14 protein-coding genes are annotated in these 12,552 nt (G+C 71.0%); 8 read left to right on the top strand and 6 right to left on the bottom strand.

What is annotated here, in order from left to right; genetic code table 11:
• The first annotated feature begins 7 nt into the window (after nt 1–7).
• Nucleotides 8–1,261, top strand: a complete 1,254-nt coding sequence (locus tag GA0070621_RS09400; RefSeq protein ID WP_167666742.1) for an MFS transporter — start codon at nt 8–10, stop codon at nt 1,259–1,261.
• Nucleotides 1,262–1,313: 52 nt separating this feature from the next.
• Here the strand turns inward: GA0070621_RS09400 and GA0070621_RS09395 are convergent, their stop codons facing one another.
• Nucleotides 1,314–2,165, bottom strand: a complete 852-nt coding sequence (locus tag GA0070621_RS09395) for a LysR family transcriptional regulator (RefSeq protein WP_091193461.1) — start codon at nt 2,163–2,165, stop codon at nt 1,314–1,316.
• Nucleotides 2,166–2,233: 68 nt separating this feature from the next.
• Between GA0070621_RS09395 and GA0070621_RS09390 the strand changes: the two genes are divergently transcribed.
• The 3 genes from GA0070621_RS09390 (at nt 2,234) to GA0070621_RS09385 (ending at nt 5,398) form a co-directional block, all read left to right on the top strand.
• On the top strand, nt 2,234–3,328 hold the full coding sequence (locus GA0070621_RS09390) for an EamA family transporter (RefSeq protein WP_091193458.1): 1,095 nt from the start codon (nt 2,234–2,236) through the stop codon (nt 3,326–3,328).
• Entirely contained in the window at nt 3,267–3,458 is a 192-nt protein-coding gene (locus GA0070621_RS29880; protein ID WP_167666741.1) for a hypothetical protein, read from the top strand. The genes GA0070621_RS09390 and GA0070621_RS29880 overlap by 62 nt, the downstream gene beginning before the upstream one ends.
• Nucleotides 3,459–3,571: 113 nt before the next feature.
• Complete coding sequence (locus GA0070621_RS09385; protein ID WP_091193455.1) at nt 3,572–5,398, top strand: AMP-dependent synthetase/ligase; 1,827 nt, start codon at nt 3,572–3,574, stop codon at nt 5,396–5,398.
• Nucleotides 5,399–5,414: 16 nt separating this feature from the next.
• Here the strand turns inward: GA0070621_RS09385 and GA0070621_RS09380 are convergent, their stop codons facing one another.
• Both GA0070621_RS09380 and GA0070621_RS09375 read right to left on the bottom strand, forming a co-directional pair.
• On the bottom strand, nt 5,415–5,879 hold the full coding sequence (locus GA0070621_RS09380; RefSeq protein ID WP_091193451.1) for a hypothetical protein: 465 nt from the start codon (nt 5,877–5,879) through the stop codon (nt 5,415–5,417).
• 85 nt (nt 5,880–5,964) lie between these two features.
• Nucleotides 5,965–6,756, bottom strand: a complete 792-nt coding sequence (locus GA0070621_RS09375; RefSeq protein WP_091193448.1) for a methyltransferase — start codon at nt 6,754–6,756, stop codon at nt 5,965–5,967.
• Between the two features lie 215 nt (nt 6,757–6,971).
• Here GA0070621_RS09375 and GA0070621_RS09370 point away from each other — a divergent pair, with 215 nt between their 5' ends.
• The 4 genes from GA0070621_RS09370 to GA0070621_RS09355 all read left to right on the top strand — a co-directional run bounded on the left by GA0070621_RS09370 (nt 6,972) and on the right by GA0070621_RS09355 (nt 8,736).
• Nucleotides 6,972–7,334, top strand: a complete 363-nt coding sequence (locus GA0070621_RS09370) for a DUF2089 domain-containing protein (protein WP_091193444.1) — start codon at nt 6,972–6,974, stop codon at nt 7,332–7,334.
• Nucleotides 7,334–7,591, top strand: a complete 258-nt coding sequence (locus tag GA0070621_RS09365; protein WP_091193441.1) for a hypothetical protein — start codon at nt 7,334–7,336, stop codon at nt 7,589–7,591. The genes GA0070621_RS09370 and GA0070621_RS09365 overlap by 1 nt, the downstream gene beginning before the upstream one ends.
• A gap of 13 nt (nt 7,592–7,604) precedes the next feature.
• Nucleotides 7,605–8,039 carry an SHOCT-like domain-containing protein gene (locus GA0070621_RS09360; protein WP_091193437.1) on the top strand — a complete coding sequence of 145 codons (435 nt, stop codon included), beginning with the start codon at nt 7,605–7,607 and terminating at the stop codon, nt 8,037–8,039.
• Nucleotides 8,040–8,226: 187 nt separating this feature from the next.
• Nucleotides 8,227–8,736, top strand: coding sequence for a YcxB family protein (locus GA0070621_RS09355; protein WP_091193434.1), 510 nt, complete (start codon nt 8,227–8,229; stop codon nt 8,734–8,736).
• Here GA0070621_RS09355 and GA0070621_RS09350 read toward each other — a convergent pair.
• The 3 genes from GA0070621_RS09350 to GA0070621_RS09340 form a co-directional block, all read right to left on the bottom strand.
• Nucleotides 8,733–9,443 carry a DNA alkylation repair protein gene (locus tag GA0070621_RS09350; protein ID WP_091193430.1) on the bottom strand — a complete coding sequence of 237 codons (711 nt, stop codon included), beginning with the start codon at nt 9,441–9,443 and terminating at the stop codon, nt 8,733–8,735. The genes GA0070621_RS09355 and GA0070621_RS09350 overlap by 4 nt on opposite strands.
• 230 nt (nt 9,444–9,673) lie before the next feature.
• Nucleotides 9,674–10,840, bottom strand: coding sequence for an FUSC family protein (locus GA0070621_RS09345; RefSeq protein WP_091193427.1), 1,167 nt, complete (start codon nt 10,838–10,840; stop codon nt 9,674–9,676).
• A 98-nt stretch (nt 10,841–10,938) separates the two neighbouring features.
• Nucleotides 10,939–12,522 (bottom strand): metallophosphoesterase family protein, encoded by a 1,584-nt coding sequence (locus GA0070621_RS09340; RefSeq protein ID WP_091193425.1) that lies wholly within the window; start codon nt 12,520–12,522, stop codon nt 10,939–10,941.
• Between the last annotated feature and the right edge of the window lie 30 nt (nt 12,523–12,552).

Genomic DNA, 12,552 nt, shown 5'->3' with positions numbered 1-12,552 from the left:
AGCAGGGTTGGCACCCAGCGAACAGGTCGAGGCCACCGAACCGGCGGTGGCCGAGCCTGTGCTCCACGCGTCGGCGCTGCGGCTGACGCTCGCCTCGCCGCTCTACCGTGGCGCCACCGTTTCGGTGTTCCTGTCCGCTCTCGGGTTCTCGGCCGCCGCACCGCAGATCGCGTCGTTCCTCGTCAACGACCTCGGTGCCTCGCTCAGCGCAGCCGGGCTGTTCTACCTCGCGAGCCTGACCGCGCCCGTGGCCGGTTATCTGATCGGCAGACGCTCGGACCGCACCGGCCGACGTCTGGGCCTGTTCCGCCTCTGCGCCGTCCTGGGCTTCGTGGGCTGGCTCGGCATCGCCTACTCGACCCACCTCTGGATGCCCTACGTCATCAGCGCCGTCATCGGCGGGTTCGGCGGCGCCGCCACCTCCCAGCTGTTCGCCGCCATCCATGACGAGCAGGTAGCCCACCCGAGTCCGAGCAACGACGGGGTGGTCGCCGTGGTTCGGATGGCCCTGACCGGCGGCTGGGTGGTCGGCCCGGTCGCCGGGTCGTTCCTGGCCGCCCACACCTCGCCGCACACCATGCTCCTGGCGACGGCGATCTGCACGCTCGCGCAGATCGTCCCGCTGGGGACGCTCAGGCCACCACCGGCCGGCGCCTCCGCGCATCGGACGGCCGAACCCGGAGCACGCGGGCCCGGCATACGCGACATGCTGCCGCTGCTCGCGTTCACCGCGCTCTACGTACTCGTGTACGCCGGAGAACCGATCAAGTACGCGTACCTGCCGATCTACATGAACGGGCAGCTCGACTTCCCCGCCGGGCTCAGCGGCGCGATCATCGGGATCCAGCCACTGGTCGAGATCATCCTCATGCCGCTGGCGGTTCTCGTGGCACGCCGGATCGGAATGATGCGGCTGATGGTGATCGGTGCCGGCTTCGGCGTCGCCGCCAACATCTGCTTTGCCGCCAGCGGCAAGGCCGCCGGTCTGTTCGCTGGGCAGATCCTCATGGGCGGCGTGTGGGGAGTCTTCGCCGCACTCGGGATCATCGTCGCTCAGCGCCTTCTCCCCACCGCCGTCGCCACCGCCTCCGCCGTCTTCCTCAGCTCCACATCCCTGGCCTCGGCCCTGGGCGGAGCCGCCGGAGGACTCGGAGCCGACGCCGTCGGACTGCCCCTGGTTTTCCTCATCCCGGCCGCCCTCGGGCTCCTCGCCGTCATCGGCCTGGCCGTCATGAGCCGCTGGCCGGGAGCCGAATTCTGATCCTCGGCCCGAGCACCAAGGCATGCCGGGGGCAGGGCGCCGCCGCGTGGCTTCAGCCGTAGGCGGCCCGGGCCAGCGCGAGCAGCTCGGGCAGGCGACTTGGCGGGTCGTCCCGCCACCACGCCAGCCTGACCTCGATCGGCGGGGCGTCGCGCACCACGCGGTAGGCGACACCCGGCCGAGGGTTCTGGTTGGCGGTCGCCTCCGAGGTGACGCCGACCGCCTGGCCCGCGGCGATCAGTGTGAGCCACTCGTCGACACCGTGCGACTCGCGGGTCGAGGCCGGTGCCGCGCCGGGCGGCCACAGACCGGGCGTGGTGGTGCCGGTACGGCTGTCCAGCGCGACCGTGTAGCGGGCCAGGTCAGCCATCCGCACCGAACGCCGCCGGGCCAGCGTGTTGTCGGTGGCGACCGCGGCGTACCGAGCCTCGGTGCCGATCAGCGCGGTGTCGAACCGGGCGTCGTCCAGCGGGCGGCGCAGGACCGCGACGTCGGCCAGGCCCTCGCCGAGCCCCGCCGTCTCGGTGCCGGACTGCACGAACACCAGCGGCACGTCCGGGTACGCGGACGCCCAGGCGCGTTGCAGCCGCCGGGTGTGCCGGCCCAGCGCCGCCCAGGCGTAGCCGACCCGGAGTTCGGCCTCCGACCGGTCGACCGTGCGCCGCAGGTGGGCGACCTCCTCCAGCACCCGACGGGCGGCGGGAAGCACCCGGGTGCCGGTGGCGGTCAGCGAGACGTGCCGGGTGGTGCGCAGCAGCAGGCGTGCGCCGAGCGCGGCCTCAAGGCCGGCGATCGCGCGGGACACCGCGGCCTGGGAGAGGCCGAGCGTGGCCGCCGCGTCGGTGAACGTGCCGGCGTCGGCCACCGCGACCAGGGCCTGGAGCTGGCGCAGCTGCACATTCATACGCGCAGCGTATAGGTGGAGCGGCTCCCGCATTTCTCTTCCGGGGCGCGACCGCCGACGCTGGGCGCATGAACGCCAGAACCACCGCGGGGATCACCACCATGCTCGGCAGCGCGGCGAGCAACCAGGTCGGCGCGGCCGTGGGCGCGCACGCCTTCGCCACCCTCGGGCCGGCCGGCGTGGTGGCCGTGCGCCAGTTCGTCGCCGCCGCCGTCCTGCTGCCGGTCGCCCGGCCGGACCTGCGCCGGTTCACCTGGGCGCAGTGGTGGCCGACGCTGCTGCTCGGCCTGGTGTTCGCCACGATGAACCTGAGCCTCTACACCGCCATCGACCGGGTCGGACTCGGCTTGGCGGTGACGTTGGAGTTCCTCGGGCCGCTGGCGGTGGCGTTGGCCGGATCGCGTACCCGGATCGACCTGCTCTGCGCGGCGACCGCGTGCCTCGGCGTCTACCTGCTGGTGCTGCCCGGCCCGTCCAGCGACTACCTCGGCGTCGGGCTCGGACTGCTGGCGGCGGCGTGCTGGGCCGCGTACATCCTGCTCAACCGTCTGGTCGGCGCGCGCCTGCCGGGACTGCAGGCGCCGGCCGCGGCCACCTCGGTGTCGGCGCTGCTCTACCTGCCGGTGGTCGCGCTGCATCCGCTCGACCTTCGCGGGGTCAGCTACGCGGTCGTGGCGGGCGTGCTGAGCTCGGTCGTGCCGTACGCCGCCGACCTGATCACCCTGCGGTACGTGCCGACCCGGCTGTTCGGAGTGTTCATGAGCATCCACCCGGTGCTGGCCGCGCTGGCCGGCGTCGTGCTGCTCGGCCAGGTGCCGCGTTCGCACCAGTGGGCCGGGATCACGCTGGTGGTGACGGCCAACGCGCTGGCCGTCACCGCCGCGCGCTCACTCGGGCGGCCGGGCGGAGACCCCGCACCACGCCGGTGGCACATCCGGCGTCCGACGGTGGCGCCGCGGATCATGTCGCGGGCCGTTTGCCACCGGACGCGTGGGGCAATCGCCCGGGCAGACACCGTGGGAGGAGCAGGCAATGAAGATCCACGACCCGTCCAGTCAGGCGATGCAGAAGGACTACGACGTCACCGACATCGAGCGTCTGATGGGCAAGCGGGACTGGAAGAGCTTCGACGACGTGATCGGCTGGCTGAAGAAGTCGGGTGACGAGGACCGACGGTTCACCCCCGGCGAGGTGCAGCACATGATCGACGACTTCTCCCGGTTGCGCGACAAGGGCATGGAGTTCGTGCGTGATCCCGAAAAGCTCTGCGACCAGCTCAAGAACAGCCGGTAGGAGGCCGGTTTCCGACCCGTTGCCGCGCGTCCGGATCGCGCCCAGGGCCCGGCGCGACCGGTACGCGGGGGGACAGCCAGGGACGAAGCACTGGTGGAGAGCCGAGGGGCGTGATGCGGCGCAACGTCAGAGTGGAACCGAAACTCAGCGGCGGGGAATCGGTCGGGCTGGCCGACGTGGTGTGGGACAACGCGCGGCGGGACCCGGGCGCGGTGCAGTTCCGACGCCCGGCCCCGGACGCCCGGTCGTGGCCGTACCCGGCCGGTGACGCGTCCGTGGTCACCAGCCGGCAGTTCCGGGACGACGTGCTGGCCGTGGCGCGCGGGCTGGTCGCGGCGGGCGTGGCGCCAGGCGACCGGGTGGGACTGATGAGCCGCACGCGATACGAGTGGACCCTGGTCGACTACGCGGTGTGGGCGATCGGCGCGGTGACCGTTCCGGTCTACGACACGTCGAGCGCCGAGCAGCTGGCCTGGATCCTCGCCGACTCGGGCGCGGTGGCGTGCGTGGTGGAGCTGACCGACCACGCCGCGCTGCTGGCCGGCGTACGTGACGGGTTGCCGGACCTGCGCCACGTGTGGCGGATCGACTCCGGCGACCTGATCCAGCTCGCCGAGCAGGGCCGGGCCGTTGACGCCGACACCGTCGAACGGCGGCGTGCCGCGGTCTCGGGCGCCGACCCGGCCACGATCGTCTACACCAGCGGGACCACGGGCCGACCCAAGGGTTGCGTGTTGACCCACCGGAACATTTACCTCGACGTCGGCAACGCGGTCGCGGCGCTGCCGGAGCTGTTCAACCGGACGGCGTCGACGGTGCTCTTCCTTCCGCTGGCGCACGCTTTCGCCAGGATGATTCAGGTGGGGATGGTGCAGGCCCGGGCGACGACGGTGCACAGCCCCAGCGCGCGCGGCGTGCTGCAGCAGTTGCAGCGGTACCGGCCGACATTCGTCCTCGCGGTGCCGCGCGTGTTCGAGAAGGCATACGACGGGGCGCGGCAGAGGGCCACCGAACAGCATCGGGGGTGGCTGTTCGACGTAGCGGACCGGACGGCGGTGCGGTACAGCCGGGCACTCGACACGCCATCCGGCCCCGGACCAGGTCTCCGGTTGCTGCGGGGTCTGCTCGACCTGCTGGTCTACCGGGAGCTGCGGGCCGCGTTCGGCGGCCGGTGCCGCGTCGCCGTCGTCGGCGGGGCTCCCCTCGGTGAGCGGCTCGGGCACTTCTTCCGTGGCGCCGGCCTCCTGACCCTGGAGGGGTACGGGTTGACGGAGACGTCGCCGGCGCTGGCGGTGAACCAGCCCTCGGCGATGCGGATCGGCACCGTCGGCCGGCCGCTGCCCGGCGTGGAGCTGACCATCGCCGACAGCGGGGAGATCCTCGTCCGCAGCGACGTCGTTTTCAAGGGCTACTGGAACAAACCGGACGCGACCAGCGACACGTTCACCGCCGACGGCTGGTTCCGCACCGGCGACCTCGGCAGCCTCGACGACGACGGCTATCTGCGGATCACCGGACGCACGAAGGACATCATGGTGACCGCGGAGGGAAAGAACATCGCTCCCGCCCCCCTGGAGGACCGGGTTCGGGCACATCCGCTGGTCAGCCAGTCCATGCTGGCCGGCAACGGCAAGCCGTACGTCGCCGCCCTGGTCACCATCGACCCGCAGGCGTGGTCCCGGTGGCGCGACGCGCACGGTCACCCGCGCGCCTCGGTCGCGGAGCTACGCGAGGACCCCGCCCTGCGCGGCGAGATCCAGAACGCGATCGACCAGGCGAACCGGTCGGTCTCCCACGCGGAGGCGATCAAGACCTTCCGGATCCTGCCCGATGACTTCACCGAGGCCAACGGTGAACTCACCCCCACCCTGAAGATCAGACGCGACGTGGTGCAGCGGCACCGCGCCGCCGACATCGACGCCCTCTACCGTGGCCACTGATCGCCGGAACCCCTGATCACCGCAGGTGAGCGGCGAGGACGACGAAGACCGCCCCGATCAGCGTGACCAGCGCGCCCAGCCCCGCGACCAGGGCGGTCACCTGCCACGCCTGGTACGCCCCGAGCAGCGCCCCGCGCAGGGTCTCCCCCATGAAGGCGGTCTGCCGCAGCCGGTCGAGCCGCTGGTCGCCGCGGCCCGCGCCCATGCACTCCTCGGCGATCTCCGCGTACGTCCGGCCACCGGTGGCCTGGGCCACGTGGTCGGCGATGAGTTCCGAGTAGGCGCGGGCCTGGGCCCCGGTACGGACCGGGGTCCGGGCGTAACTGGCGAGCGGCGCCGGCAGGTCGGCGGCCGGAAAGGCGATCCGCTGACGGGTCAGCTCATGGACGACGCTGCGCCGGCCGAGGACCCCCTGGGCAATCATGACCGGTCCGGCGACCAGCAGCACCACGCCGGCGAGGGCGAGGAGGAGAGTGATCATGTAAGTCAGCCTGCCCGTACGATCCGCCGACCGGGAGGGCAGCAGGTCCCGACGGCGACCGGGTCCCAGGTCCCGACCGCGCGGTTCAGGCAGGTCTCCGACCCCAGGCCGAAATCATCGGCGAGGTGGCGAGGTCGAGGAGTCCGGCCGCGATGTTGTCGAGATGCTGGTCGATCTCTTCGTCGGTGGCCAGGCCGGCGGAGACCAGCCGATCGCGGATCTGCCGCACGGTGGCCTGTTCCAGCAGGGCGCAGGCGGGCCCGGTGATCGGAAAGAAGGCGTCGGCTTCGACCTCGGTGAGTCCCGCGTCGCGCAGCAAGGGCGGCAGCCTGCGCCCGTAGGCCAGGTCGACACCGCGCTGGGCCATCAACGTACGGAGGTCACGCTTGAGCTTGTTGGCCAGCCGCTGGGCCGGACCTGACTCGTCCGGGCAGACCAGCGGCTGCATCATCGGGTCGGCCTCCTCCACCAGCAACCACCCGCCGGGCCGCAGCGCCGAGGCCATGGCGGCGAGCGCCGCGGCGCGCCGGGGCACGTGTACGAGGAGCAGGCGCGCGTGCACCAGGTCGAATCCGTCCCCCGGCGGTGGATCGACGCCGACGTCGTGGCAGCGGACCTCGTATTCCGCGTCGGCGGTCAGCCACGAGACGTCGATGTCGGTGGCGAGCACGTGCCCGGTCGGTCCGACGCGCGCGGCGAGCCAGGACGGCACGCTCGCGCCTCCCGCGCCGACCTCCCAGCATCGCCAGCCTTCCGCGATGCCGAGCGCGTCGATGTGCCGAAACGTGGACGGGTTGAACAGCGTCGCCAGGGCGTCAAAGCGGACGCCTGCCTCCGCCTGCTGGTTGTCGAGCAGATAACCGCCGTCGTCGGCCACGTTCGCATCATCTCAGGCGTCGGCGTTCCCTGCCCGGCGTCAGCCGGTCCGCCGGCCGGTGAGCCACCTCGGGCTCGTTCGTGGTCACCTGTCACGGCCCCGCCAAGAAGATCACTCAGTCTCGTGTCGAGAAAATTAAGTCGCCAACCTTGCTTACTTAAGAAAGTCAAGGTACACATTAACTATCGATAGTGGATGGGTGATCGGAGCACCGGATGGACTGGCAGGAGCTGACCAATCTGACGGGCGGCCAGCCGTTTGTGGTCGAGCGGGTGCGTCTGACCGCGCGGGGCGTGGCCATCGAGGGTGATTTCGAACCTCCGCAACTTGCCCAACTGAGCATCGAGGACCAGGTGTTCGTCACCGCGTTCGTCCGCTGCCATGGCTCGATCAAGGAGATGGAGCGGATCTTCGGGGTGAGCTATCCGACGATCAAGTCCCGGCTCAACCGGATCGCCCAGGGGCTCGACTTCGTCGACACCGATCCGGCTCCATCGCGGGCCGACGTCATCGACCGACTGCAGCGGGGCGAGATCAGCGCACAGGAGGCGTTGCGAGAGTTGGAGGCGCCGAAGTGATGCCGCAGGTGGTGAGCGTACGAGTCCGCAACGAACGAGGTCGGCGGGTACGGCTGTGGATCCCGGTCCTCCCGGTGCTGCTGCTCCTGTCACCGGTGCTGTTGCTCGTGCTGGCGTCGGCGGCGATCGCCTGCCTGCTCTGGCGGATCAACCCGATCCGAGCGCTGTACGCCAGCTGGCGGTTGCTGTGCGCGCTGCGCGGCACCCGGATCGAGATCGAGCAGAACCGCACGGCCGTACTGGTCGACATCAGGTAGGAATGGAGCGATCATGAGTGAGCAGCGCAGGCAGATCCTGCAGATGCTGGCCGATGGAAAGATCACCGCGGACGAGGCCGAGCGGTTGATCGCCGCCCTGGAGCGGGACCAGCCGACTTCCTCGTCCTCGGACACCGAGCCGGGGCAGAAGCCTCGGCGAAGGTACCTACGGGTCGTGGTCGACTCGCCGGAGAACTTCGGCGGCGACGGACCCGGCAGGGTCAACGTTCGGGTACCGCTGCAACTGCTGCGGGCCGGGGTACGGCTGGCCAGCCTGATCCCACCGCAGGCGCTCAGCCAGGCCAACGAGGAGTTGACGAAGTCGGGTGTGCCGATCGACCTGACCCAGTTGAAGCCGCAGCACATCGAGGAACTGATCGAGCATCTTGACGAGATGACCGTCGACGTCGACCAGCCCGACGCGAAGGTGCAGGTGTTCTGCGAGTGAGTCCCGAGCCTCTTCGTCCCTGATCGAGCCGACGCCACGGTCGAGTCGAGCACTCCGGTTCCCGGCCGGGAACCGGAGTGCTCGACCGCCGGCACGGTGAACTCCCACGCAGCGCTGTCGGGGACCGCGCCGACCGTCCCTCACCCGGCGGCACCTGCCCGTTGGATCTTGGGCCTAGGATGCGGCGATGCAGATCTCCATGTCGGTCCCCTACGACGAGAAGCAGCTACGGCGTACCCTCCGGTTCGTGCTCCGTCCGCAACTGCGGACCATCCGCGTCCTGGGCGGCGTGCTGTTCGTCCTCGGCCTCGCCCTGGTGGCGCTGAAGCCGTCGATGTCGCTGGCCTACGCCGCCCTGGTCCTCGGCCTGCTGTTCGTGGTCGCGATCCCACCGATCACGGTGGCCCAGTCGATGCGTGTGCAGTCCGACGTCATCCGGGACGGGCTCCACATGACGCTGGACGACGAGTGGCTCACCCTGACCTACCCGCTCGCCGAGTCGCGGTTCCGGTGGAGCGGCCTCGGCCGCGTCATCGAGACCCCCGAGGTCTGGTACGTCATGTTCGGCAAGACCCAGGCGATCACGATCCCGAAGGACCCGATGACCGAGGAGCAGCGGGCCACGTTCAGCGCGTTCGTCAACGGCCTGCGGCCCGCCGACGCGACGCCCGCCGTCCGGCGAGGATCGACCATCTAGACCGCGCCGGACAGGTACTCCCCACGTCGCCGCGGTTCGAACTTCTCGATCGCGTACCGCAGCATCACCCGGGGCATGACCCGGTAGTGGCGGGCCAGGAACGCCTCCTCCGCCCCTCTGTCCCGGTTGCCCACCTCGCGCAGCATCCAGCCCACCGCCTTGTGGACAAGGTCGTGCGGGTCGCGCAGGAGCCGTTCGCTGAGCCGGAAGGTCCAGTGGAAGTCACCGGCCTTGATGAAGGCGAACGTCGCCATGACGGCGATCCGTCGATCCCACACCAGGCTCGAACCGGCCAACCGATCCAGTACGCCCCGGTCCTTGTCGATCAGCCAGGGGCCGACGATGTACGGCGCGGACGAGTCCACCAGGTCCCAGTTGTTGATGCGGCCGGTGTGGGCCAGGACGAGGTCGAAGATCCCGCCCCGTTCCGCCTCGTCCCCCTTGACGAACTTTCGCACCAGGATGAACAGCGACGTCAGTCGCTCCTCGTGCACGCCGCTCGTCAGCAGGGTCGTCGTTTCGGCCAGGGAGAGGTCGCGCCAGTACCGGCCGGCAACCCTGCGCTGGTCCGGCACGGGAACGCCGATGGCCCGGTCGCCCTCGCCGTACCCGCCTGGCGTCATCTGCAGGAACCGGCTCACTCCCTCCGCCCGGCGGGGGTCCGCGAGGCTGGCGAGTTCGTGACGGACGTCCGCGATCGTGGCCATGACTGTGCAACGTACCGCGACCGCCGGTGCCCACGATGCTGTGCTGACGGAATCTCAGACCCGTGGTGGCGGAGCCGGCCGACCTCACCTCGCTCAGGACCTTGGCGCGGCGTCGGACGCTGCGCACGCTGGCGAGCGCGGCGTTGTCGTCCCGGTCGGCTCGTTGGCGACACTGTCAAATCGGCGGGGAGAAGCCTGCCGCGTCTCGCCGCGCCAGGGTCTCGGCCCGGTTATCGGGCGTCGTCGGGCTTGGTGGCCGCGTCGCGGACCAGATGGTTGGCCTCCTGGGGGGTGACGTCGGTGGCGCGCAGCAGGTCGCTGGCGGCGCTGCGGATCTGCAGCATGACGGTCTCGCCGAAGGTGCAGGTCTGGTGTCTGCTGGCATGTCCGGCCAGGCGCGCGGCGTCAAGAACCGCCTGGCGCGTGCGTCCCGATGCTCGGGCGGTGGTGCAGTCCCGGTGGAGATGGGCCAGGGCGTCGCCGAGGGTGTCGATGGCCTGGTGCAGTGGGGGCGGGACGGGTTCCTGGTATTCGAGCAGGGTGGCAACGCGGCGGGCCATGACCCGGATGTCGGTGGTGAAGGCGCCGAGTTGGTCGACGGCCGCCCGATACTGCTGGTAACGGCGGCGCCGGTGGCGCCACCACGGGGCGATGCTGACGGTTTCCTCGGCGGCTTGCAGCGCTTCGTTGAGTCGCACGGTATCCATGTCGATCTTGTCGAGGCTGTCCAGAGCCCGTACTGCCAGGTTCCGATCGCCGGTGGCGAGGGCCCGGGCGGTGGTGTGAATGGCGGCGGCCAGGTCGGTGAAGAACGGCTTGGCGGCCCGGTCGACGGCCCGTAACGGGTCGACAGGCCGCAACAGCGCCACGGCGAGGAAGCCGATCGACGCACCCACGGCGGCGTCGATGATCCGGGGTAGCTCGAGACTGCGCTGGTTCCCGGCGAGCGTGGCGAACAGGGTGGCGGTGGCGCCGGCCTGACTGACCAGAGCGCCACTGCGCCCGGCGACCAACAGGCCGAGCGCGATGGAGGCCGAGACGACCAAGGCGATCTGCCACGCCCCGCTGCCCACGAGATAGAGCAGGGCGTCGGCCACCGTGATGCCCAACCCCACGCCGATGAGCAACTCCACCGTCTGCCTGGCGCGTTGCCCGGTGGCCGAGGCGATCGTGGCGAGAGCGGCCACCGGAGCGAAGACCGGCGCGTCCTGGCCGAGGAAGTCAGAGGCGACGATCCACGCGGCGGCGGTGGCGAGCCCGCCCTGGGCGGAGAGCAGCGCGATGGCGGTCAGCTGCCGGGTGGCCAGAAAACGCCGTACGGCCGACTGCACCCTCGCCTGGCCGAAGCGTCCGGCGAAGTGGCCCGGCTCCCTGCCACGACCGCCCGGAATGGCCATGCCGGGGCCTTCCCGCTCCGGCTGGAATTATTCCCCACCTTAGGGGCTTGATGCCGCAATTCGACCGGATGACCAAACCGGGCGGGCACGGCCGACGGCTACGCCCCGTCGAGAGGGAACTCGTCGAAGAGCACCGCCGTGGCGTTCGGTTCGACGGTGTCGAAGCGATACGAGCGGACCAGCCCGTCGGCGGTGTCCAGCAACGTGAAGACGGTGATCTCGTTGCTGGCCACGTACGGCAGGGCGGTGCCGTCGGGGCCGGCCAGGGGCGCGACGGTGGGGACGATGGGGGCCAACCCACCCGGGTCGCCGTGCTGGACGTACCCGTCCGGCAGCCCTCGCGACCGACCGGACGTGACGTCGTAGGCGCCGTAGCTGTTGCCGACGTTGGAGGTCTCCAGCCAGTGCACCCCGGCGGCGTTGCGGAAGCGGTTCCACAGGTGTGAGTGTCCGTTGAGGACCAGGTGGACCCGTGCCTCGTCGAGCAGCGGCTCGACGTCGCGCAGGATGTGGTCGTCGGCGAGCGGATAGTGGTAGGAGATCCCACCCGGCCGTACGGTCGGCACCGGGTCGGTGAACGGCGGTGCGGAGTGGTGACCGAGCCCGTGGCTCGGGTGGTGGAACATCACCACCCGGTACCGGGCGGCCCGTGCCGCGGGCGAGGCCAGCTCGTTCACCAGCCAGCGGTACTGCGCCGAGCCGCGGGCGACCGGTTCGAAGATGAACTGGCCGTTCCCCCACCGGCGCGGATGGTCGACGTCCTCGGCGGCCTCCTGGAACTTGCCCCGCCCGGTCAGCTTCGGTGAACGCCAGACGGCCGTGGCGAAGAGGCTGATCAGGTGGACGTCGCCGATCGTCCGCGACCACCAGCGCGGGCCGCCCGCGTCGCTGCGCGGCACCGGAAAGAGCTCCGCGTAGGTGGTGACGTCCCAGTCGCCGGGCTGGGGGTCGTTGAACTGCTCCTCCAGCGACCCGGTCGCCGACCAGCGCCCCATGACCTCGTGGTTGCCGATGGCCGGATAGAGCGGGGTGTTCGGCAGGATCGACGCGCCCGGCCAGCGGCCGGCCGCTCGGCCGGCGAAGCTGGCGAAGAACGCCGGCCGGCGGGTGCTGTCGAACCAGTCGCTGGCCCGGTCCGGCACGTTGACCATGTCACCGGCCATCAGCACGCCGTCGAGGGCGGTGCCCGCCGTCTCGCCGACCGTGGCCAGGTTCGCGGGAACCATCGGCATGAGCTGGTGGTCGCTGGTCAACAGCAGTCGGACCGGCCGGCCTGGCGACACCGCCGGGGCCAGGCTGTAGGTGGCCGTGACGGTGGCGTGCCCGCCGTCGTCGACCGACACGACCCGGTACGGCGTGCGCCCGGCCGGCAGTCCGCCGACCCTGGCCAGGTGCCGGTACACCCGGCGCGGGGTCACCCCGGCGTACGTCCGGCCCGGCACCGACGATTCGGCGTCCTCGCGCATCCGCGACAGGGGCCGGGTCTCGGCGGCGAACCGCCGCCACCCGTCACCCGATTCGGCGGGGCCGGTCGCGGCGGCGTACGCCTGCTGCTCGGTCAACCGTGGCACGTCCACGCCGACCAGCACGACCTGGCACCGGCCGACCTGCTCGGTGTGCCACAGCACGTGGATGCCGTCGGGCTGCGGGTCGAGCAGGTACGGTTCGCAGAGCAACGTCACGGCACGAGTATGCCGGCCGCCCCGCCCCGC

The sequence above is a fragment of the Micromonospora narathiwatensis genome (assembly GCF_900089605.1).
Classification (GTDB): domain Bacteria; phylum Actinomycetota; class Actinomycetes; order Mycobacteriales; family Micromonosporaceae; genus Micromonospora; species Micromonospora narathiwatensis.
This window is presented reverse-complemented; position numbering and strand designations above follow the sequence as displayed.